Here is a 22,920-nt window from a genome sequence, read left to right as displayed (position 1 = left end):
TAGAAGAAAATCCGAAAATCATTCAGATTCTCGGATCCTTCTTACATAATGTGCAATTATTTAAGTGTAAGTAGTGTAACTACTTCAATATGGGCTGTTTGAGGGAACATGTCCACGGGCTGCATATATTGAACATCATAAAGCTTCGTTAGCTCCTGCAGATCCTTTGCAAGAGTTGAAGGGTTACAGGAAGTATAAACAAAGCGTTTTGGTTTTATCTCTAATACTGTTTTTAGTAGTTCCTCGTCTAAACCAGTTCTAGGAGGATCTACTGTTAGCACGTCAGGTACAAAGCCTTCACTCTGCCATTGCTTCAACCATTTCTTTGCAGTGCCATGAACATACTTTGTGTTATCAAAGCCGTTGCGTTTCGCATTTTTCTTAGCGTCCTTAATGGACTCTTCGATAATATCCATACCACGAACCTCTTTAGCATTTTTAGCTAACCAAAGTCCGATTGTCCCGACACCACAATAAGCATCAACGACAGTTTCCTTACCAGTTAATTCGGCTGCCTTTTCAATTTCATCATATAAATGCTCAGTTTGTTCCGGATTTAGCTGGAAGAAGGCGCGAGCCGATAGGTCAAAAGCTAATTCTCCAAGCTTCTCATGAATAATTTCTTTACCAAATAAATTAAAAGTTGTGTCACCGAATACTAACGATGTTTTTCCAGGATTAATATTTTGGCTAATGGATACGATATTAGAATCGATTTTACGAATCATTTGTACAAGGTCTTCTTTGTTGGGCATTTTCTTTTGTGTTGTAACTAATGTTACTTGAATTTGTCCAGTTTTCATCCCAGTTCTCACAACAATAGTACGAACAATACCTTGAGGATTTTTCTCGTCATATATAGGTATTTTAAGCTCTTTTAAGTAGGCTTTAATTTCATTTGTAATCTTAGTGGTAGCAGGATGTTGAACCATACATTCATTAATATCAATTAACTTGTTAGATCCTTCTGCATATAAACCAGCAATTACATCATTACCAAGCTGTCTTGTTTGGAATTGGCTTTTGTTTCGATACAGCCAAGGATTTTCCATTCCAAGTGTAGGTTTTACCTCAATTGACGGAGCAAGGTCTCTCACATAACGCTCAAGGGCTTGAATGACTATGTCTCTTTTTTCAATAAGCTCTCGTTCATAGGTCATATGTTGAAGCTGGCAACCTCCACATGCCTCATAAACAGGGCATGGTGGTTTTACTCTGTCTGGAGAAGCTTGACGAATTTTTTTTATCGTTGCTTCCGCATACTTTGGATTTACAGTAGTTACTTCAGCAGTTACTACCTCTCCAGGAAGTGCTCCCTTAACGAAAACTACATTTCGTTTAAAGAAGCCAACTCCTTCTCCATTAATACCAAGTCTTTTTATAGTAAGTGGAAATTGTTGTCCCACCTGTATTGCTGTTTGTTCTTTCATTATTTCCTTCACGTCCTTTATCAACCAATAAAACAGTATAACTTTTTTATGGGGTTGGTTGCAAGCAAAAGGTGCCAGTTAAAAACTGGCACCTTAGTTACATTATATCTATTATAAAGGAAATTACTGTGGAAGAGAATACTCAGGTATATCCAATTTGGATATATTGAGGTCATTGATCTTTCCAAAGGAATATCCGCGTTTTTTCGCTTCTTTGATAAATGCCGGAAGACCCTCAGCATTGTCAGGCGAAACCGTGTGCATAAGAATAATAGCTCCAGGATGGATTTGTGTAATAAGCTCGTTATAAGCATATTGTCCACCCTTTTTTTGATCCCTATGCCAGTCGATAAAAGCAACAGACCAGAAAAAATGCTGGTGACCAATTTCGTTTGCAGCTGCTAGTACATCTTCATCAAAGATTCCTTCCGGTGGTCTCGTGACAGTTGTTCTTTCTAAAGAAGTGAGCTCCTTTAGTCGGTTATCAAATTTTTGTAATTCCTTTTTTATTTCATCCTTTGACAGCTTAGCTAGGTTTGGATGTCCATAGGAATGGTTACCTATTTGATGTCCGTCTTCAATCATCCGTTTTACTAGTGGTGTGGCACTTTCGAGGTAATGACCAGTTAAAAAGAAGGTGGCGCTAATGTTCTCTTTCTTTAATGTATCTAAAATGCTTTCGGTATAGCCGTTTTCATAGCCATTATCAAATGTCAGGTAAATAACCTTTTTGTTAGCTGGTCCTTTATAAATGGCTCCATGCTTTTCTAATAATGCATCCAGCTCTGCTCCGGCCTCTGGTGGTACCTCATCTCTGGCTTTTTTAAAACCCCAGTGAATTTCTTTTGCTTCCGCGGTAAATGGCTCATAGGAAAAGCCGAGGCTTATAATAAAGGCTGCTATAATAATTCCTATTACATGATGCTTCCACATGATTTTTGCTCCTTTTTAATATATATTTGCATAAAAAAATGCAATCAACTTAAAAGTAGATTGCACTTGGGTTTGATATTTATTCATTTTTGCTCGTTGGTTAGTTTTACTATATGAAGCAATATCATAATTCCCTTTTAAGAAAAGGTTATATTAAAGGATAGGGTGAGCAATAAGCCATCGTCTGTGGAAATTGGCTCGATTACTGACTATATATATTAGTCAATGCGCTCGTAAGTTCTGGGTATTTAAAGGAAAAGCCATTAGCTATTAATACGTCTGGAACTACTTTTTGCCCTTCTAAGACAAGCTGACTTTTTTCACCAAGCACTAGCCTCAAAGCAAATGCAGGTACTGGGAAGTAATGAGGTTTATTTAATACTTTAGCCAATGTTTTACTAAATTCATCCATCCTTCGAGGATCTGGTGCAACTATATTAAAAGGTCCTTGAATATTATGTTCAATAGCGTAAAACAGGGAACTAGCAACATCTTGGATATGAACCCATGACATCCAATTATCTCCCTTTCCAATTGGACCACCAACAAACATTTTATAAGGTAATGCCATTAAGGGAAGTGCTCCTTCTTTTCTATCTAATATAATCCCAAATCGACCTAAAGCTACGCGGACTCCAAGCTGCTCTGCAGTTAATGCCTTTTGCTCCCAATCTGCAACTGTTTTGGCTAGAATATCATGACCCTGTTGTGTTGATTGTTCATTATAAACTTCTGTATTGGAAGCTGGATAAATTCCAATAGCACTTGCATTGATCAAAACTTCGGGTTTTTTCTTTAATACTTGTATAATACGTATGACTTCATCAGTAGCTTCCATCCTACTATCATAAATTTTTGCTTTTTGCTTTTCTGTCCATCTACCGTTGTTTATAGATTCTCCAGCAAGATTTACTATTGCATCAATACCTTCTAAATATACCTCAGGTTTAGAATTATTTGTAAGCCAGTTAATATAAGTAACATTGTTTGCTGAGTGCGAGCTCGACCGTGATAAAATAATAGCCTCATGTCCCTTTTGCTGCAGTAGCTCAGTCAAAGCCCTACCTACAAAACCAGTTCCACCAGTAATTGCTACTCTCATCGAAATCAGCCTCCTTAACACAATAATACCAGTTCAATCATTTATCACATATTAATTTTTACGCTATAATTAAGGAAAGCGAATGGAGAGATTAACAAAATGCCGGTTATTACAAAAATAGGACGTCAAAAAAAAAATAATGAACGGTATAATTTATATTTAGATGAAAAGTATGCCTTTAGTGTGGATGAGGCAGTACTGATAAAATATCAGCTTACAAAGGGTAAGGTAATAGAGGCCTTTACCTTAGATGAAATTGTTTTTGATGATGAAGTAAGAAAAGCATATAATAAGGCGATTAATTATTTGAGCTTTCGGATGAGAAGTGAGCATGAGGTAAAGCAAAAATTACTACAAAGTGAGTTTGGAGAAGCGGTCATTTTAGAGGCAATTCGAAAGCTATATGAGCACGGATTTTTGAATGACGCTAGCTTTACGAAGGCTTTAGTAGAAACTCAAAAGAATAGCAGTAAAAAAGGCCCTGCTGCAATTAGACAGGAGCTCAAAAAGAAGGGAATAGAAAAAGAGCTTCAAGAGGAAGTACTTGCCGCTTACTCGGAGGAAGAACAAGTTTCTATTGCTAAAACACTTACAGAAAAAATTATCAATCAAAACCAAAATAAGACTCCACGCCAAATTAAACAAAAGATCCAGGAGAATCTTCAAAGAAAAGGGTATAACTTTGGCATCATTTCTCAGGCAATCGAATCTTTTGATTTAGAGAAAAAGGAAGACGAATGGCTTGAAATAATTGCTGCACAAGGAGAAAAGATTTGGAGAAAGTATTCTGCAAAATATAGCGGCTATGATCTGAAAAATCGTGTGAAACAGGCCCTTTATATAAAAGGTTTCCCGTCAGAGCACATAGATATGTATATAGAAAATAAGGAGCTGGAATTACAAAATGAGCAATAAAAAATATAGTCAGATGACGGAGCAAGAGCTTAGAACTGAAATTGCTAACCTAAAGGAAAAAGCAAGAAAGGCTGAGCAACTAGGCATTGTTAATGAGTATGCAGTATATGAACGAAAAGCAATGATGGCTCAGTCATTTCTAACAGATGTAAATTCTATAAAACCTGGTGAAATGTATAGAATTAGCGGTGATCCTGGGATGTTTTTTCAAGTCGAATACTTAAAGGGAAAATTTGCTTGGGGCTACCGTTTAGGTGGAGACAAGTACGAGGAAGCATTACCAATTTCTATACTACAGCCGTTAGAGGAGGGAAAATAATATGGAAACTAAAATAAATGAATTAACAGAGTTATTACTTGAAAAAAACGACAAGCTTTCCTTTGAAAAGGCAAGAGCATGGATTGAATTACTTTGGTCTGACTTTGAATCATCCTATGCACGTGCAGGCTATGAATATAAAGGTGCTGCAGTAACAGAGATGGTTATTAAAAAGTGGATAGATGGATATGGTGAACAACTACACGAGTTTGCGGGTACTAACGAAAAGTACAAGCATTTATTGGAAACAGACTAAACGCTAGGAATTTAAATTCCTAGCGTCTCTGTTTAATGTGGTAAAAAGTCTAATTTTTTTCTTAGCTTATCTTCGCTGAAAATCCAACCAGTGTAAGAGTTGATGATATTAAGGTCTTCATCCAAATGTACAACTGCTACAAAAGGATAGTAATCATTACTTCTGTAACGCAGATCGATTAACCGAACCTCATGGATATGATCGAATTGAGTTATTTCCCATCTGTAAATAGGGGAGAACGAAGTAAAGGCACTTAGATTTGTATCCTTTAAGGCAGCTTTTACTAAAGGAGAGTCTGGAATTTCCTCTCGTTCAAACTTGTCGTATATCGTTATGGAACGCCCGTATGCTCGGCCAACGTAATGATGCGTCTCGGAGCTTGCGGCAATCCTCCATTGAAAAAACTTAATAGTTGGAGCCACAATAATTTCTGTGGTATCCGGAATTGTTTTTCTCACGCTATTTTTAACCGCACTTTGGACTGCAAAGCGTAGTATATAATAAATGGCGATAATAGCGTACATGGTTAGGAATGTAGGTACTGGGTTAAAGCCAAACATCCATAGTAATAATCCTAATACATGAAAGCCAAAGATAATCGGATCAAATGTATTAATGACACCTAGTGCAACCCATTTCTTAGAAAAGGGTCGTAATGCCTGGGTACCATAGGAATTAAATATATCCACGAAAACATGAAGAAATACTGCTAAAAATGTCCAAAGCCAAAGATGAAGCCAGTTCACCTCTGGAATAATTAGCCACAATACTCCAGATATAAGTAACGGCCATAGTAAAACGGCTGGAATAGAATGAGTTATACCACGATGATGACGTATGTATATGGCATTATTTTTTAATTTTAGAACAGTATCTATATCAGGGGCTTGAGAACCAATGATAGTACCTGCAATAACAGCAGTAGTAGTCAAAGAACTACTTGTAACGACAGGATCTGCCATTGCCAAACCACCAAGTGCAATACCCATGACTATATGTGTGCCTGTATCCATGTGTGACCAGCTCCTTTTAAGGAAACAAGTTATCTTAATCATAAGATAAAGTATATAAATTAACAAAGCAATTATTAGTGTTATACCCTATTATCGCATACAATAATCGCCAGAAAGGATTCTAACTGTGAACGAATTATACAATAAGCAAATGAGCGAGGCATTAGTTTCCTGGTTTTTAGAAGAAAAACGTGATTTACCGTGGAGAAAAACCACGGATCCCTATAAAATTTGGGTTTCCGAAGTAATGTTACAGCAAACAAAAGTTGATACAGTTATCCCTTATTATGAGAGATTTGTCTCTAAATATCCCTCGCTTGAATCTCTTGCAGAAGCTAATGAGGGAGAATTGCTAAAAGAGTGGGAAGGTCTGGGCTATTATTCTAGAGCACGCAATCTCCAAGCTGGAGTAAAAGAAGTTGTAGAACAATACGATAGCATCATACCGAACAACCGAAAGGAAATATCTAAGCTAAGAGGCGTTGGACCATATACGGCTGGAGCGGTGCTAAGTATTGCTTATGGTGTTCCAGAGCATGCTGTAGACGGGAATGTTATGAGAGTATTATCTCGGATTTTACTGATAAAAGAGGATATTGCTAAACCAAAGACGAAAAAGATATTTGAAGATGCCGTGATGAGCTTGATGTATGAGGAAAATCCCTCTGCCTTTAACCAAGGTTTAATGGAACTTGGTGCTATTATATGCACTCCAAAAAAGCCGAAATGTTTACTTTGTCCAGTAAGAGAATTTTGTTCAGCATTTTATGAAGGAGTTCAAGAAGAGCTTCCGGTTAAAACAATTAACAAAAAGACAAAATTACATAAAATGAAGGCAATAGTGATCCAACGAGATGACGGTAAGATTCTTTTAGAGAAGCGACCTTCTAAAGGTTTACTTGCTAATATGTGGCAATTTCCAATGGTTGAGCTTCCAACAGCGACTCACACTGTTGAAGAGGTAGTGGAGTTGGACTATGGAATAGAAATTCAAAAAGGAAATGAATTACTTTCTTTTAAGCATGTTTTTTCACATCTAGTATGGGAAGTTGAAAGTTTTGAAGCAAAGCTTATAAATGAAAAAAAATTATCCTTGAATAGCCAGTGGTATTCTATAGAAGAAGTGAACAATCAACCTATGCCTATTCCAGTATTAAAAATATGGAATGCGTGGAAGGAAAGGAAGAACATCACATGACAAATCCAGTAGCATTAGTAACAGGCAGTAGCAGAGGACTAGGAAAAGCAATTGCCATTGAGCTTGCAAAAAGTGGTTATGATATTGTAGTGAACTATGCTCGCAGTAAAACGGCTGCATTAGAAACGGTTTCAGAAATAGAGGCATTAGGACAAAAAGCTTTACTTGTTCGTGCAAATGTTGGTGATGTAGAAAAGCTTCGGGCAATGTTTCAAACGATAAAAGAGGAGTTCGGTCGTTTAGATATTTTCGTGAGTAATGCTGCATCCGGTGTTCTTCGACCAATCATGGAGCTCGAGGAGTCTCATTGGGACTGGACGATGAACATTAACGCAAAAGCAATGCTTTTTGGAGCACAGGAAGCGGCAAAGCTAATGCCGAGTGGCGGGAAGATATTAGGCATCAGTTCATTAGGGTCTATTCGATATTTGGAAAACTATACGACAGTAGGAGTTTCTAAAGCTGCTATTGAATCCATTACAAGATATTTGGCGGTAGAGCTAGCAGAAAAAGGGATTGCCGTTAATACTGTTTCTGGTGGAGCATTAGATACTGATGCTTTAAAGCATTTCCCAAATAGAGAACAATTATTAGAGGATGCGCGTGTAAATACTCCGGCAGGACGAATGGTTGAAATTGAGGATATGGTAAAAACAGCTATGTTCCTGCTTTCAGATGATGCCAGCATGATCCGAGGACAAACTATCATTGTAGATGGCGGCCGTTCGATTAAAATGTAGAAGTTATGCAACATTAATCTTTACGTATTCGGATAGACAAGGTCTTAATTTTTAAATTTAACAAATTAAAAATTCAAATGAATATTATCTCCGAAAGTGCACAAGATATATTTTGTACGGAGGTGAAATCCATGAAAAAGAATAACAGTCAATCATCAAACAGAAGTCAAGAATTTGCTTCAGAAACTGTAATTCGACAAGTTAAAGAGCAAAACCGTCAAGCTGAAATGAAAAAACAACAAGCAAGCGGGAAGTTTTCAAAAAGTTCTTATAACCCATCAAAATAACATGGATTCACCAAAAATCAGCGAGAGCATTTTGCTCTCGCTGATTTTTTTACTACAGTTTTTTCCTATGGATTGCTATAATATGAAAATAAGTATAATATTCAATTTTGCGCTTGATGAAAAGGTGGCTAAATCATGGCGATTCCAACAGAAGGAGAAATTATTCAAATTCACAGCTACAAGCATAATGGCCGTATCCACCGTGTCTGGCAGGAAACGATGGTTTTAAAGGGGACCAAGAATATTGTAATAGGAGCGAACGAACGAACTCTTGTAATTGAATCAGATGGAAGAACCTGGATTACTAGAGAACCGTCAATCTGTTACTTTCACGCTGAACATTGGTTTAACATTATTTGTATGCTAAGAGAAGACGGTGTGTATTATTACATTAATATTAGTTCGCCATTTGTCTATAACAATAAAATTCTGAAATATATTGATTATGATCTAGATGTGAAGGTTTTCCCAGACATGACCTACACAATTTTGGATGAAGATGAATACGAACAGCACAAAAGGGAAATGAATTATCCAAATGAAATGGATTCTATTCTTGATCGAAATATAGAAAAACTTATTTCTTGGATTAAACAAAGAAGAGGTCCATTTGCCCCGGACTTTATCGAGGCTTGGACAAGTCGTTATCATTTTTATAAACAGCTGAACGAGTAGTAGGAGAACCTGTTGAATTTGCAACAGGTTCTTCCGTTTTAAGAAAGGAAGTAGTTTTATGAGCACCATGAAAAGATATATGGAATTCGTAAAACCTTATAATTGGCAAATCTTTTTAACGATTATTATAGGGGTTATTAAATTCGCAATTCCATTGTTTATACCCATTCTGATTAAAATTGTCGTAGATGATATTATCGGTGGGGATATGGCAACAGATGAAAAAATTCAACAACTTGTTTATTGGTTAGGTGGAACCGCATTAGTGTTTCTAATCGTTCGACCGCCAATTGAGTATTATCGACAATATTTAGCACAATTAGTCAGTAATAAAATTTTGTATGATATCCGTCAAAAGCTATACATACATCTTCAAAAGCTAAGCTTAAAGTATTATTCAAACACGCGAGCTGGAGAGGTCATTTCTCGAGTCATCAATGACGTAGAGCAAACGAAAAATTTTGTCATGATTGGCTTGATGAATGTTTGGCTCGACTTAGCTACAATTCTTATAGCTATTGGAATAATGCTTACGATGAATGTAAAACTTACACTTGTAACTTTAATCGCGTTCCCATTTTACGCATTCAGTGTAAAGTACTTTTTCGGAAAGCTTCGAGACTTAACTAGAAAGAGATCGCAAGCATTAGCTGGAGTACAAAGCTATCTTCATGAACGTGTACAAGGCATGAGTATTATTAAAACCTTTACGCTCGAAAAGCATGAACAAAAGCTGTTCAATGAGACGAATGGAGAATTTCTGGATAAGGCCGTGGACCAAACGATATGGAATGCAAAAGCGTTTGCGGTCGTTAATACAATTACCGATATAGCACCACTGTTAGTTATTGCCTACGCAGGATATGAAGCAATTCATGGAAGACTATCTGTTGGGACAATGGCTGCTTTCATCGCCTACATAGAGCGATTATATAGCCCTTTAAGAAGATTAGTTAATTCATCCACGACATTAACGCAATCTTTCGCGTCGATGGACAGAGTATTTGAGCTGATGGATGAAAAATACGATATTATCGATAAGCCTGGTGCGAAAAATTTAGGAAATACTTTTGGGGAAGTTACCTTTTCAAATGTCTCCTTCCAATATGAAAAAGGTGGACAAACAATCCTTAACAATATAAATCTCCAAGTCAATAGTGGAGAAACAGTTGCTTTTGTAGGTATGAGTGGTGGAGGGAAATCCACCATCATTAGTTTGATTCCCCGCTTCTATGATGTATCTGATGGCAGTGTGAAAATTGACGGCAAAGATGTTCGCGATGTAACGATTGAATCACTGAGACAACAAATAGGAATTGTCCTACAGGATAATATTTTGTTTAGTGACTCAGTCAAATCGAATATTTTAATGGGAAAACCAGGAGCTAGTGATGAAGAAGTAATAGAGGCTGCAAAAGCAGCTAATGCACACGATTTCATTATGGAGTTACCTGAAGGATATGAAACAAAAGTTGGGGAGCGGGGAGTTAAGCTCTCTGGAGGTCAAAAGCAACGTGTAGCAATAGCACGTGTATTTTTGAAAAATCCTACAATATTAGTTCTAGATGAGGCTACTTCAGCATTAGATTTAGAAAGCGAATCATTAATCCAAGATTCCTTGGAGCGTTTAGCTCAAAATCGGACAACGATTATTGTAGCGCATAGACTTTCCACTATAACGCATGCAGATAAAATATGTGTAATAGAAAATGGAGAGCTAGCAGAAGAAGGTTCTCATTCTGAACTCATGAAGAGTAAAGGTGTATATTATAATTTATTTCAAATACAACAACTAGATACTGTGGACTAACACACACACCCTATAAGGCGATTCTGTTCTTATTGGGTGTTTTTATTTACCTATTTTACAAAAAGTTGAAATATGACAAATGTTTCAAAAAATATAAAAAGTATTGCATAAAAAGTATGTATGTGTAAAATATCAATATGAACAAATATAAAGAAAATTTTAAATAATCTCGTAAAAAAGGAGAATTATCATGGAACAAGGAAAAAAAGTGCTAGAAGTAAAAGGGCTTCAAACTTCCTTTTTTACAGATGATGGTGTCATTCCATCTGTCGATTATGTAGATTTCCATGTTAGAGAAGGGGAAATTTTAGGCATCGTTGGCGAATCGGGCTGTGGTAAAAGTGTTACCTCTCTATCTATCATGGGGCTAGTTCCTAGTCCACCGGGAAAAATCACCAATGGAGAAATCCTATTTAAAGGTAAGGATTTAACAACCTTCTCGGAAAAAGAGATGCGGAAAATAAGAGGAAATGAGATTGCAATGATCTTTCAGGAGCCAATGACCTCTTTAAATCCATTATTTACAATTGGTAATCAGCTGATAGAAGCAATAACCCTACATAAAAAGGATTGGAGCAAGAAGCAGGCTAAGGATAGAGCGATTGAGATGCTAAAGCTTGTTGGACTTCCGAGAGCAGAGGCACTTATGAAGGATTACCCACACCAGCTCTCTGGAGGGATGCGTCAGAGAGTCATGATTGCGATGGCCCTTGTATGTGACCCAGAAGTATTGATAGCTGATGAGCCAACGACGGCATTGGATGTAACCATTCAAGCTCAAATTCTAAAGCTAATGAGAGATTTGAATAAAAGATTAAACACAGCAGTGCTCTTAATCACTCATGATCTTGGAGTAGTAGCAGAGACATGCGAACGAGTAGTGGTCATGTATGCAGGTAAAGTAGTAGAAGAAGGACTAGTGGAAACCATCTTTAAAGATCCACAACACCCCTATACAAAAGGACTGCTTGCATCAGTTCCTGACATGAGATATAAAAAGCAACGATTATATTCCATCCCAGGTAATGTGCCGAAGCCAGGAACTATAACAACAGGCTGCCGCTTTGCAGCTAGATGTGAATTTGCATTCGAACGCTGTGTTCAGGAAAATCCTCCTCTGTATGAAACATCGGAGGGACATAAAACTAGATGTTTCTTATATGATTCAAAGGAGGTAACAGATTATGACAGAGCCGCTGTTAAAAGTTGATGGACTGAAAAAGTACTTTCCCATTCGTTCCGGTTTGTTGTCAAAAAAAGTCGGCTATGTTAAAGCAGTAGACGATATTTCTTTCTTTGTAAACGAGGGAGAAACTCTAGGGATAGTTGGAGAATCTGGCTGTGGTAAATCTACTACAGGAAGAATGCTTATGAGATTACTAGAACCTACAGAAGGTAAAGTGACCTTTGAAGGAAAAGAATTAACGTCAATCTCTGACTCTGCTATGCGTAAGGTTAGAAGAGATATCCAAATGGTGTTTCAGGATCCTTATGCATCATTAAATCCTCGGCACACGGTTGAGAAAATTTTGATGGAGCCACTGATTGTTCATCAAATTGGAGATCCAAAAACTCGCAAACAAAAGGTTCATGACTTTTTAGAGATTGTAGGATTGAGCAGCTATCATGCAAAACGATATCCTCACCAGTTCAGCGGAGGGCAAAGGCAGCGTATTGGTATTGCGAGAGCTCTTATGACTAATCCAAAGCTGATTATAGCAGACGAGCCAGTTTCAGCACTTGATGTATCTATTCAAGCTCAAGTTTTAAATCTGATGCAGGACTTGCAAAAAGAATTGAAACTAACCTATATATTTATCGCTCATGACCTGGGGGTAGTACGCCACATCAGCGACCGGGTTGGAGTTATGTACTTAGGGAGAATGGTTGAGCTTGCACCTAGTGAAAGTTTATATGCGGAGCCGCTCCATCCTTATACAAAAGCACTTCTTTCTGCTGTGCCAGTACCAGATCCACAATTTCAAAGGGAGCAAATTATATTAGAGGGAGATATCCCAAGCCCTTCTAACCCGCCTACAGGTTGTACATTCCATACACGTTGTCCTTTTAAAATGGATGTATGTACAACCGTTAAACCGAAGCTTGAGGAAGTAAAGAACAGTCATTTTGTTGCCTGCCATCTATATAACGAGGCAGTACAGCATTGATAATATAAATTTGGAGGGGTCCATGTGAGAAAAAAGAAATTATTGTCATTTATGTTTTTAATGATACTTGCTGCATTTACAATCGTTGCTTGTTCAAGTGATGAATCTGATGGAGATAAAAAAGGAGAATCGTCATCATCAGAGAATAAAACATTAGTATTTGGTCGTGGAGGAGACTCCGTTTCTCTAGATCCAGCTACAGTTACAGATGGTGAATCTTTCAAGGTAACACAAAACCTTTTCGAGACACTATTAAACTTTGGCGAGGAAGATACTACAATTCAGCCAGGACTCGCTAAAGAGTGGGAACCGTCTGATGACGGATTAACGTATACATTTACTTTAGAAGAAGGAATTAAATTCCATGACGGAACAGACTTTAATGCTGAGGCAGTCGTGAAAAACTTTGAACGCTGGGCTAATGGATCAGAGGAAAAATTCTATTACTACGGTTCTATGTTCGGAGGTTATGCTGGTGACGAAGGCCATGTAATTGAATCTGTTACAGCTGACGGTGATTACAAAGTAGTGTTTAAGCTTAAGCGCCCTCAAGCACCTTTCTTAAAAAATATTGCTATGAGTCCATTTGGTATTGCAAGTCCAACTGCATTTGAAAAAGATGAAAAAGCATTTGGTGACAATCCAGTAGGAACTGGTCCATTCAAATTCGTAGAGTGGAAACGTAATGCAACTATTACAATCGAAAAATATGAAGATTATTGGGTAGATGGTATGCCTAAGCTTGATAAAGTCGTATTCAAAGCGATACCAGACAACGCAGGTCGCCTTAATGAGCTACTATCTGGAACTATCGACTTGGCTGATGGTGTGAACCCGTCCGATCGTTCGACAGTAGAAGGTGAGGCTGCTCTTCAATTGTATGAGCGTCCTTCTATGAATGTTGGTTACTTAGGCTTAACAACTACAAGACCTCCGTTTGACAATGTGAAAGTACGTCAAGCAATGAACTATGCAATCGATAAGCAAGCAATTGTAGATGCTTTCTTCGAAGGTGGAGCAGAGGTAGCTAAAAACCCAATTCCGTCATCTATTAGTGGATTCAATGATGAGATTCCTGGATATGAATATGATCCAGAAAAAGCAAAAGAACTTTTAGCAGAAGCAGGATTTGCAGATGGTTTTGAAATGGAGCTATGGGCAATGCCAGTTCCAAGACCATATATGCCAGATGGAGCTAAAGTTGCAGAAGCAATTAAAAATAATTTAGAAAAAGTAGGCATCAATGCTAAAATCGTTTCTTATGAGTGGGCTACTTATTTAGAAAAAGCTCGTTTAGGAGAAGCAGACGCTTTCTTACTTGGATGGACTGGTGATAATGGAGATGCAGATAACTTCCTTTATGTTTTACTAGACCAAGATAATATCGGAAGCAATAACTATACGTACTATAGTAGCGACCCATTACATGAGATTCTTATCCAAGCACAATCAGAAGTAGATGAAAACAAACGTATTGAATTATATAAACAAGCACAAGAAATAATATTTGAAGATGCACCATGGGTACCACTTGCTCACTCAACACCATTATTAGCTGGTAAAGCAGAATTGACTGGATTTACACCACATCCAACAGGTTCAGACAAACTAGGGAACGTTGACTTTAAGTAAGGAATAGAGTGGAGGGGGTCTTATGGATTCCCTCCTCTTTTAAAGATTAGGTAGTTTCACATTTTAGAATAAAGAGGGTGAAGAAACATGCTTCACTATATTGGAAAGAGGCTACTACAGCTTATACCGGTATTGCTTGGTATGACTTTTTTAGTTTTTATGATTATACGTGCAATTCCTGGTGATCCAGCACAGGTTATTTTAGGACAATTAGCTTCTAAGGAGGCAATTGAGTCACTAAGAGCAAGCCTAGGCTTAGATAATCCTTGGTACGTGCAATATTTTGATTACTTATTTGGACTATTACAAGGAGATCTTGGGGAGTCGATGCGAACTGTCAAACCAGTGGCTACGGAAATATGGCCGTACCTTGCTGCTACGTTTGAGCTAGCTTTCTTCGCTATCCTAATAGCTGTTGTAATAGGAGTGAATGCAGGAATTATATCTGCATGGTTTCAAAACTCATGGTTTGATTATTTAGCGATGGTAATAGCTTTGATAGGGGTGTCCATGCCAATCTTTTGGTTAGGGCTGATGGAGCAATGGATTTTTTCTGTAGAATTACAGTGGCTTCCACCAGGTGGAAGAGACGATGCAAGAGATCCAGTTACAGCGGTTACAAATTTATATGTGATTGATACGATTATGAATGGTCGTTTTGACCAGCTTGGTGACGTGCTTAAACATTTAATATTACCTAGCATTGCTTTGGCAACAATTCCAATGGCCATTATTGCTCGTATGACAAGATCTAGTATGCTTGAAGTTATGAGAGCAGATTACGTGCGAACAGCAAGAGCTAAAGGACAAAAAATGTTTTGGGTAGTATACAAGCATTCATTGAAGAATGCTATCATCCCAGTTTTAACAGTAGTGGGGCTTCAAATGGGATTACTTTTAGGAGGCGCTATTTTAACTGAAACTATCTTTGGATGGCCAGGAATTGGTCGATACATTTATGATGCTATTCAGTATCGTGACTATCCCGTTATACAATCTGGAATATTAGTAGTTGCTTTTATATTCGTTATGATTAATTTATTGGTTGATATTCTATACGGATTAATTGATCCACGCATCAAGTATGACTAAAAGGAGAGATGATGATGACCCAAATGGTTCCAAAAGCACCGGATAATTTATTGGCTACCGAAAAGGACATATCAGCTGGTCCTTGGAAAGAAGCGTGGAGAGGTTTCCGTAAAAACAAAGTGGCGCTTATTGGCACTTTTATCGTATTGTTCTTTATAGTAGTAGCGTTAATAGGGCCTTTTCTGGTCCCGCAGGGCATTGATGAACAATCCATTTCAGATAAGCGACTCCTACCCCCGTCTAGCCAATATTGGTTTGGCACAGATGATTTTGGTAGAGATATTTTTTCACGAATTGTCCATGGGGCAAGAATTTCTTTATGGGTAGGCTTTTTCTCTGTAATTGGTTCTGTCATTGTAGGGAGTGTATTGGGAATTATAGCAGGCTATTATGGAAAATGGGTTGATATGATTATATCTCGCCTATTTGATATTCTTCTTGCTTTTCCAAGTATTCTATTAGCAATTGCAGTCGTGTCTGTGCTAGGTCCATCTCTGCAAAATGCTTTAATTGCAATAGCAATTATTAACATCCCTAACTTTGGGCGTTTGATAAGGTCGAAAGTGTTAAGTATAAAAGAAGAGGAATACATAACCTCCGCCAAGGCAATTGGTATGAAGGATGTTCGTATCCTTTTTTCGCACATCTTACCTAACTCTATGGCACCTGTAATCGTGGCGGGAACTCTGGCTATAGCTTCTGCAATTATAGAAGCAGCAGCACTAGGTTTTCTTGGCCTAGGGGCACAGGCTCCAACTCCAGAATGGGGTAAAATGCTGGCGGATGCTCGAAATCACCTAAGAACTGCTCCATGGACAATGATTTTCCCTGGGCTTGCAATCATGCTGACAGTTTTAGGCTTTAACCTGATGGGTGATGGGCTTCGAGATGCACTGGATCCAAGGATGAAAAACTAAGATAGAAACAAAGCTCCAAAAATAAAAAGTGAAATCGTTTAGGCGATTTCACTTTTTTTTGACGAACATGGCGAGTATACCTAAAGAAAAAGAAATCTGCATAGAGCCTATTACTGAATGAAACCCTGAGCATTTACATTATGTAAAAGTTCAGGGTTTCACTTTTTCTGTGAGTATTAATCGATAAATTTAGTATGTTTCTTCAATTTGAACGGTTAATTCATTGCTATGAAAGTTCTGATACGAGGTAATTAGTCTATCGACATGCTCCAGCTGTTCCTCATACTTTAATATAGAAGATACTAGATGAAGCAGGTGATAGGTAGAAAATTCCTCATCTATTTGTGTTATCGCAATCTGCTGAACAAAAATATTCATAACCTCTTGCCTCTGGATAAATGCATCGGGACCATGCAACTCTGTATGGTCTGTTTTCAGCTTGCCGATAAACTTGAGGTGGAGCTGTTCATGATAAGTTAAAAGCAGGTCAAGTCTTTCCGTGATCATCATTCTAAAATGCTCAGGAAGATCATTTAGTTCATTTTCATGAAGGTGTAATCTATTCAATACTTCTAGGCTATTATGGGAGATTTCGATAAGCTCGCGGTAAACGACGGCTTTTCTGCCCTTTGAATGGGTAGCCTTTTTGGTATAAACTCTTTCCTCTTTGAAAAAGGAGTATATTTGGTCAATACGTTCTAATCTATCCTTCAGCTGCGTAATAGCTTGTTTGGTAGATTGATGGTCACCAGCATTTCTAGAGGCAATCCGAATCCATCTTATTATTTCATCCTGTGTATAATGGATGGAGTTAAAAAGCTTTGTCTCAAACTTTGGTGGGATAAATACAAGGTTTACAACAAAGGCAGAAATCACACCAACAAGAATCGTGCAAAAACGAATTAACGCAAAGGTTAAAAATTCGTCGCTTTGTATCTCCATAATAGCTATTACAGTTACTAATGCTAAGGAAACCGTTTTTTCTAATTTAAACTTTAGCATGATAGAAATAGCCACAATTGCTGCGAATCCAACGGCAATAATATGGTTACCAAATACTAATGCAAACAAGACGGCGATGGCTGCTCCAATTAGATTAGACTGTATTTGTTCAATTACAGTTAAGTAAGATCTATAGATAGATGGTTGAAGTGCAAAAATAGCGGCTATTCCTGCAAAGACAGGATTAGGAAGCTGAAGTAATTCAGCTATAAATAAGGCAAATACTATAGCCACTCCAGTCTTAAATATACGTGCTCCTAATTTCATTCCATCCTATCCCTTCGTTAACGGTTATTTCATTGAATTATTTAATTGGGCAAAAGCATTATTGACCGCTTTAATTGTCTCTACTATATCATGTTCTGTATGAGCGGTAGTAATAAACCAAGCTTCATACTTAGAAGGAGCCAAGTTAATGCCTTGTTCAAGCATAAGCTTAAAGAATTTAGCGAACATTTCACCATCACTAGCCTCTGCTTGCTCGTAGTTTTCTACTTTAACATCGGTAAAATAAACAGAAAGTGCACCTTTTATGCGATTGATTGTAATCGTAATATTATTTTCCTTAGCAGCATCCAAAATTCCTGCCTCTAACAGTGCACCTAGTCTATCTAGTTCTTCGTATAGACCAGGAGCTTGAAGTACTTCTAAACAAGCGATGCCTACTTGCATGGACGCCGGATTACCTGCCATCGTTCCAGCCTGATAGGCAGGTCCAAGTGGTGCCACCTGCTCCATAACTTCTTTTTTGCCGCCATATGCACCGATGGGAAGACCTCCACCAATAATTTTTCCTAATGCGGTTAAGTCTGGTGTGTGACCAAGCAAAGTAGATGCCGCTCCATAGTGGAATCGGAACGCAGTAATTACCTCATCATAAATCACAAGAGCTCCTTTATCTTTAGCGATTTCATGAACTAAAGATAAAAACCCTTCATTAGGCTCCACCATTCCAAAGTTTCCTACGATCGGTTCAACTAATATACAGGCTAGTTCTTCTCCCCATTTTTCCATCGCATCCTTGTAGGCTTGAGGATCATTGAACGGAATCGTGATAACCTCTTTTGCGATAGATTGTGGCACCCCTGCAGAATCTGGAGTTCCAAGAGTAGCAGGACCTGAACCTGCAGCTACTAACACTAAATCAGAGTGCCCGTGATAACAGCCAGCAAATTTCATTACCTTTGTTCTTCCGGTATATGCACGAGCCACACGTATAGTAGTCATCACTGCTTCCGTCCCTGAATTCACGAAGCGAACCTTATCCATTGAAGGGATTGCATCTTTCAGCATTTTAGCAAAAACCACTTCATGCTTTGTAGGGGTACCATATAATAGACCCGTTTGTGCTGCTTTTGTAATAGCTTCAGTTATGTGCGGGTGGGCATGCCCGGTAATGATAGGGCCATAAGCTGCTAGGTAATCGATATATTTATTGCCGTCCACATCATAGAAGTATGCACCTTCCGCTCTTTCCATGACAACGGGTGCTCCGCCACCAACGGCTTTATAGGAACGTGAAGGACTATTTACCCCACCAACTATATGTTCTAATGCTTGTAACTGAATTTGTTCAGATTGTGTATGTTTCAAATGTTTTTACCTCCATTATAAATGTATGTAAGATGAAAATTATAACTTGTCTATCCTAAAACTTCTAGTAATAGTTGGGTATTTTTATATTTTAGACAAAAAAGAGGAAAAAGGCTAAAGAAATTGAACATACTTATAAAGTTAGTTACGATATAACTAATTAATCGAGGAGGGATATTGATGGAAAAATTAGAAGGAATGGTTGCCCCCAAGTTTTCATTAAAAAATGAAAAGGGTGAAATTATATCGCTGGATGACTTTGCTGGAAAACAGTATGTTGTTCTGTACTTTTACCCTAAAGACTCTACACCTGGGTGTACGACAGAGGCTTGTGAATTCAGAGACGCAAATGCTGATTTTTCGGATTTAAATGCAGTTATTCTGGGAGTAAGTGCAGATGATGAGAAGGCGCACACTAAGTTTATAGAGAAGCATGGACTTCCGTTTTCATTATTAATAGATGATACTCATGAAATTTCTGAGGCTTACGGTGTTTGGAAATTGAAGAAAAACTTCGGAAAAGAATATATGGGTATCGAACGAACAACCTTTTTAATAGATCCAACCGGAACTGTTGTGAAGGAATGGAGAAAAGTTAAAGTAAAAGATCATGTAGAAGAAGTGTTACATACATTAAAATCCTTAATCAAAGATGGTGAATGATTGATGAAAGTACTTTTTTCTTTTTTACCAAAGGAAGAGCAACAGTTAAGGTTAACCAATCAGTTTCCACAAATAGATTTTATCTTTCAAAAAGGATTAAATGAAAAAGAGTTAGAAACTGCCGATGTTGTTGTCACATATGGAGAAGACCTTAAAGCCTTCCATATAAACTGTGCAAAAGAGCTGAAGTGGATTATGGTCGCCTCAGCTGGATTAGAAAAAATGCCTTTACAAGAAATAGCAGCTCGCGACATATTGCTAACAAATGTTAGAGGAATTCATAAGACTCCGATGGCCGAATCGGTTTTAGCTCATATTCTTTCTATAAAGAAGTCGTTGCCAGTAGTCGCAGAAAATCAACGCAATGCAAATTGGTCAAAAAGAGTTCCTTCTTCGGAGCTTTTAGGCTCGACTGCCTTAATATTAGGGCCAGGAGCAATAGGTGGAGAAGTGGGAAGATTATTGCAGGCCTTTGGGGTTAGGACAATCGGTTGTAATCGAAGTGGAAATACTGCTTCCTACATGGACGAGATGATATCTTTTGGGTCTTTAAAAGAAGTGCTACCTCAAGCAGATATAGTAGTATCTATTCTGCCAAGTACGGAGGAAACAAGAGGGCTGCTGACATATAAGCATTTTCAGTCTATGAAAGAGAGTGCTATCTTTATGAATTATGGACGTGGAGATCTAGTGAAAGAACTGGACCTATTAAAGGCACTAGAAAACAAATGCATTGCTTACGCAGTGTTAGATGTGTTCGAGCAGGAACCGTTAGGAAGTGACCATCCTTTTTGGCGTATGCCAAACGTGATTGTTTCCCCACACATTTCTAGTCATTCCTCACAATACGTAGTGAGAGCGCTTGAAATTTTCTCTAGAAATTTAGTGGCGTTTCTAAAACAAGAGAATGATATGGAGAATGTAATAGATGCTACACGAGGATACTAAAAAGGTATAATACTATGTTAATAGCCGAAAAATTTGACATTAAGTACAGTTCCTCTTTATAATAATTATAAACTTATCATTTAATAATGATTATAAAGAGAGGTGCATAGCGATGACGGAAGTACATTTAAGAGACGCTTTAGATACATTGAAATCAACCGGTGTACGTATAACGCCTCAACGCCATGCGATTCTGGAATTTATTATTCAATCTATGTCCCATCCCACAGCGGACGATATATATAAAGCGCTTGAAAGTAAATTTCCTAGCATGAGCGTTGCCACAGTCTATAACAACTTACGTGTGTTTAGAGAAGCTGGCCTAGTAAAGGAATTAACATATGGTGATAATTCAAGCCGTTTTGATTTTATCACAAATGATCACTACCATATGATTTGTAACTCTTGTGGTAAAATAGTTGACTTCCATTATCCAGGATTAGATGAAGTAGAGCATCTTGCCTCTCACTTGACCGGATATGATGTTAGCTCTCACCGAATGGAGATCTACGGTACGTGTCCTACTTGTAAAGAACAAGCAACTAAAGTCCAATAAAAAACCGAGCGTTTATTCGCTCGGTTTTTCTTATGGTTAAATAGGGCGGGCGTTTATGACCGCACTCAATACATAAGAAATTCGTGATAAATTTGTAAGCAAGCCTTACATATGCAATTGTCTCATTTGTTTGAAAGAAGAGAACTCATTTCTTAAGGTTTACAAAGAGGTGGGGTAGAAAAGTTTTTCTTATATTTTCCCTTTTAGTTTCTTGACTAGTATACTATGTTAATATAAAAAAGCACTTTGCCTAAAAGCAAAGTGCAGAAATTTATTTCTTTCTATTGTAGCTAACATCAAATTCTTCGCCTTCAAGAGTAGGATCTAATGTAAGTGGTTCTTTACAATACATACACATATCTACTCTACCTAAAACTTTCGTATGTTTTCCGCAATTGGGGCAGACTACTTGAACGGCTCTAGTAGATAGTAAACCTATCCAGCCATAAACAACTGTACTTCCTATAATAGAAAGTAACCCAAGTGTCATGAAAATAGTTACTAGGATTGGGTTTTCTCTGAAAAATATAGCGCCGTACATAATGATAAAGCCAAAGAAAATTAAGCCAAGCGCAAAGGAACGGATTCGATTTATTTTGTTTTTATAGGGTTTCATATTTTTACCTCCTAATTGTATATACACTATAACATATTTTTATATAAAGGAATGTCCTAAAAGTTTAAAGAGGAAATATCAAATAATTGTCGAAGAATAATACATAAGTTTAAAAAGGAGGCTTTCACATTGGAAGCATTGTTAAGACCTATTTATCAAGAAAGAGCAAGTGATTCAAATACTTTAGGCATCATATTGATAGAAAAAATAGAAGAGGTCAGTCCAATTACGGATACCTTTGACTCTATACTATTTATAATAACAAAAGATTCCTCTAATCCTGTTTTTACAAAGCATTATACGTATAGCGACAAAAAAGCTGCCCTGCATATAATTACAGAAAAACAAATACGAAAATGGTTTATAGTTGGAGCCAACCCTAAGCTAGTAGATTGGATGATCAACGGCCGAGTTGTTTTTGATAGAAATGAATATGTAGAAAACCTAAAAAGGGAACTACAAGAGTTTCCGATAAATGGTCGGAACGTAAGGATGGGAATTGAATTTGCTAAGTTAAGTAGAAGTTATATGCAAGCAAAGGTGTTCTTTGAGCAACTAAATTATCTAGATGCTTATACTCATATTGTAAACTCACTTCATCATTTAGCGAGATTAGCTATTATTGAAAAGGGAATGCACCCAGAGGTTATGGTGTGGAAGCAAGTAAAGCAATTAGATCCTTCTATATATAAATTGTACGATGAGCTAGTATCAAGTCGAGAAACATTAGAGAAGAGATTAGAACTATTATTTTTAGCTAGCGATTTTCTAATTCATTCTAGAACAAAGGATGGGGCACGTCATATAGTAGAAGTACTTTCTACTAAAGAGTATTGGACCATTCAAGAGATTCATGAACAAGAGGAATTGAAAAACTATTCTGTAGACCTAGAAGTATTTATAGAATTCTTAGTGGACAAAGGGTTAATTATAGTCGAAAAACAACCGACGAAAAGTAGCCATATCGAGCATAGATACTACAAAGTTAAAGGGTGAAAATGAGTCAACAAAAAACGTTTTAAAAAAATACTCGTTTTTTGTTGACATATGTATTA

At 37.5% G+C, this 22,920-nt stretch carries 24 protein-coding genes; 17 read left to right on the top strand and 7 right to left on the bottom strand.

Features of this window, described 5'->3' with window-relative positions:
• Window positions 1–56 precede the first annotated feature (56 nt).
• The 3 genes from rlmD to MKY09_RS15225 all read right to left on the bottom strand — a co-directional run bounded on the left by rlmD (window position 57) and on the right by MKY09_RS15225 (window position 3,465).
• The gene (gene rlmD, locus MKY09_RS15235) at window positions 57–1,430 is read right to left on the bottom strand and encodes a 23S rRNA (uracil(1939)-C(5))-methyltransferase RlmD (protein ID WP_169360769.1); all 1,374 of its coding nucleotides are present in this window, start codon (window positions 1,428–1,430) and stop codon (window positions 57–59) included.
• Between the two features lie 123 nt (window positions 1,431–1,553).
• Window positions 1,554–2,363, bottom strand: coding sequence for a polysaccharide deacetylase family protein (locus tag MKY09_RS15230; RefSeq protein ID WP_169360768.1), 810 nt, complete (start codon window positions 2,361–2,363; stop codon window positions 1,554–1,556).
• Window positions 2,364–2,565: 202 nt separating this feature from the next.
• On the bottom strand, window positions 2,566–3,465 hold the full coding sequence (locus MKY09_RS15225; protein ID WP_342567041.1) for a TIGR01777 family oxidoreductase: 900 nt from the start codon (window positions 3,463–3,465) through the stop codon (window positions 2,566–2,568).
• Between the two features lie 99 nt (window positions 3,466–3,564).
• Here MKY09_RS15225 and recX point away from each other — a divergent pair, with 99 nt between their 5' ends.
• Genes recX through MKY09_RS15210 form a run of 3 tightly spaced genes read left to right on the top strand, consistent with a single transcriptional unit; the run spans window position 3,565 to window position 4,955 of the window.
• Window positions 3,565–4,380, top strand: coding sequence for a recombination regulator RecX (gene recX, locus MKY09_RS15220; RefSeq protein ID WP_342567040.1), 816 nt, complete (start codon window positions 3,565–3,567; stop codon window positions 4,378–4,380).
• Window positions 4,370–4,699 (top strand): YfhH family protein, encoded by a 330-nt coding sequence (locus MKY09_RS15215; RefSeq protein ID WP_169360765.1) that lies wholly within the window; start codon window positions 4,370–4,372, stop codon window positions 4,697–4,699. Before recX ends, MKY09_RS15215 begins: the two co-directional genes overlap by 11 nt.
• Before the next feature lies 1 nt (window position 4,700).
• Window positions 4,701–4,955, top strand: a complete 255-nt coding sequence (locus MKY09_RS15210; protein ID WP_169360764.1) for a YfhJ family protein — start codon at window positions 4,701–4,703, stop codon at window positions 4,953–4,955.
• Window positions 4,956–4,987: 32 nt separating this feature from the next.
• Here the strand turns inward: MKY09_RS15210 and MKY09_RS15205 are convergent, their stop codons facing one another.
• Window positions 4,988–5,968 carry a metal-dependent hydrolase gene (locus MKY09_RS15205; RefSeq protein ID WP_169360763.1) on the bottom strand — a complete coding sequence of 327 codons (981 nt, stop codon included), beginning with the start codon at window positions 5,966–5,968 and terminating at the stop codon, window positions 4,988–4,990.
• A 151-nt stretch (window positions 5,969–6,119) separates the two neighbouring features.
• Between MKY09_RS15205 and mutY the strand changes: the two genes are divergently transcribed.
• From mutY to MKY09_RS15155, 10 genes are all read left to right on the top strand, one after another.
• Window positions 6,120–7,166, top strand: a complete 1,047-nt coding sequence (gene mutY / locus MKY09_RS15200) for an A/G-specific adenine glycosylase (protein ID WP_169360782.1) — start codon at window positions 6,120–6,122, stop codon at window positions 7,164–7,166.
• Window positions 7,163–7,906, top strand: coding sequence for an enoyl-[acyl-carrier-protein] reductase FabL (gene fabL, locus MKY09_RS15195; protein ID WP_169360762.1), 744 nt, complete (start codon window positions 7,163–7,165; stop codon window positions 7,904–7,906). The genes mutY and fabL overlap by 4 nt, the downstream gene beginning before the upstream one ends.
• Before the next feature lie 77 nt (window positions 7,907–7,983).
• On the top strand, window positions 7,984–8,193 hold the full coding sequence (locus MKY09_RS15190) for a gamma-type small acid-soluble spore protein (RefSeq protein WP_169360761.1): 210 nt from the start codon (window positions 7,984–7,986) through the stop codon (window positions 8,191–8,193).
• 135 nt (window positions 8,194–8,328) lie between these two features.
• The gene (locus tag MKY09_RS15185) at window positions 8,329–8,868 is read left to right on the top strand and encodes a DUF402 domain-containing protein (protein WP_169360760.1); all 540 of its coding nucleotides are present in this window, start codon (window positions 8,329–8,331) and stop codon (window positions 8,866–8,868) included.
• Between the two features lie 58 nt (window positions 8,869–8,926).
• Window positions 8,927–10,678: an ABC transporter ATP-binding protein gene (locus tag MKY09_RS15180; RefSeq protein WP_298471022.1), complete on the top strand. Its 1,752-nt coding sequence runs from the start codon at window positions 8,927–8,929 to the stop codon at window positions 10,676–10,678.
• Window positions 10,679–10,868: 190 nt separating this feature from the next.
• Window positions 10,869–11,888, top strand: a complete 1,020-nt coding sequence (locus MKY09_RS15175) for an ABC transporter ATP-binding protein (RefSeq protein ID WP_251556933.1) — start codon at window positions 10,869–10,871, stop codon at window positions 11,886–11,888.
• Window positions 11,863–12,846, top strand: coding sequence for a dipeptide ABC transporter ATP-binding protein (locus MKY09_RS15170; protein WP_251556934.1), 984 nt, complete (start codon window positions 11,863–11,865; stop codon window positions 12,844–12,846). The genes MKY09_RS15175 and MKY09_RS15170 overlap by 26 nt, the downstream gene beginning before the upstream one ends.
• 24 nt (window positions 12,847–12,870) lie before the next feature.
• Window positions 12,871–14,478, top strand: a complete 1,608-nt coding sequence (locus tag MKY09_RS15165; RefSeq protein WP_342567039.1) for an ABC transporter substrate-binding protein — start codon at window positions 12,871–12,873, stop codon at window positions 14,476–14,478.
• 87 nt (window positions 14,479–14,565) lie between these two features.
• Complete coding sequence (locus tag MKY09_RS15160) at window positions 14,566–15,570, top strand: ABC transporter permease (RefSeq protein ID WP_342567038.1); 1,005 nt, start codon at window positions 14,566–14,568, stop codon at window positions 15,568–15,570.
• Between the two features lie 23 nt (window positions 15,571–15,593).
• The gene (locus tag MKY09_RS15155) at window positions 15,594–16,487 is read left to right on the top strand and encodes an ABC transporter permease (protein ID WP_342568257.1); all 894 of its coding nucleotides are present in this window, start codon (window positions 15,594–15,596) and stop codon (window positions 16,485–16,487) included.
• 189 nt (window positions 16,488–16,676) lie between these two features.
• On the opposite strand, the gene MKY09_RS15150 is transcribed toward MKY09_RS15155, so the two are convergent.
• Together MKY09_RS15150 and MKY09_RS15145 are read right to left on the bottom strand one after the other, a co-directional pair.
• Entirely contained in the window at window positions 16,677–17,756 is a 1,080-nt protein-coding gene (locus MKY09_RS15150) for an aromatic acid exporter family protein (RefSeq protein ID WP_342567037.1), read from the bottom strand.
• A gap of 24 nt (window positions 17,757–17,780) precedes the next feature.
• On the bottom strand, window positions 17,781–19,082 hold the full coding sequence (locus MKY09_RS15145) for a glutamate-1-semialdehyde 2,1-aminomutase (RefSeq protein WP_342567036.1): 1,302 nt from the start codon (window positions 19,080–19,082) through the stop codon (window positions 17,781–17,783).
• Window positions 19,083–19,262: 180 nt separating this feature from the next.
• Here MKY09_RS15145 and bcp point away from each other — a divergent pair, with 180 nt between their 5' ends.
• From bcp to perR, 3 genes are all read left to right on the top strand, one after another.
• On the top strand, window positions 19,263–19,745 hold the full coding sequence (gene bcp / locus MKY09_RS15140) for a thioredoxin-dependent thiol peroxidase (protein WP_251556936.1): 483 nt from the start codon (window positions 19,263–19,265) through the stop codon (window positions 19,743–19,745).
• A gap of 3 nt (window positions 19,746–19,748) precedes the next feature.
• A complete protein-coding gene (locus tag MKY09_RS15135; RefSeq protein WP_342567035.1) occupies window positions 19,749–20,693 on the top strand; it encodes a D-2-hydroxyacid dehydrogenase in 945 nt (314 codons plus the stop codon).
• A 112-nt stretch (window positions 20,694–20,805) separates the two neighbouring features.
• Window positions 20,806–21,249 carry a peroxide-responsive transcriptional repressor PerR gene (gene perR, locus MKY09_RS15130; RefSeq protein WP_169360749.1) on the top strand — a complete coding sequence of 148 codons (444 nt, stop codon included), beginning with the start codon at window positions 20,806–20,808 and terminating at the stop codon, window positions 21,247–21,249.
• A gap of 271 nt (window positions 21,250–21,520) precedes the next feature.
• Here perR and MKY09_RS15125 read toward each other — a convergent pair whose 3' ends face one another.
• The gene (locus MKY09_RS15125; RefSeq protein WP_169360747.1) at window positions 21,521–21,865 is read right to left on the bottom strand and encodes a YgzB family protein; all 345 of its coding nucleotides are present in this window, start codon (window positions 21,863–21,865) and stop codon (window positions 21,521–21,523) included.
• A gap of 129 nt (window positions 21,866–21,994) precedes the next feature.
• Between MKY09_RS15125 and MKY09_RS15120 the strand changes: the two genes are divergently transcribed.
• A complete protein-coding gene (locus tag MKY09_RS15120; protein ID WP_169360746.1) occupies window positions 21,995–22,861 on the top strand; it encodes a nucleotidyltransferase-like protein in 867 nt (288 codons plus the stop codon).
• Window positions 22,862–22,920: the final 59 nt, after the last annotated feature.

The sequence above is a fragment of the Psychrobacillus sp. FSL K6-4046 genome (assembly GCF_038624605.1).
GTDB lineage: Bacteria > Bacillota > Bacilli > Bacillales_A > Planococcaceae > Psychrobacillus.
Note: the sequence above shows the minus strand (reverse complement) of the source record. Positions and strands in the feature narration are given on the sequence as shown.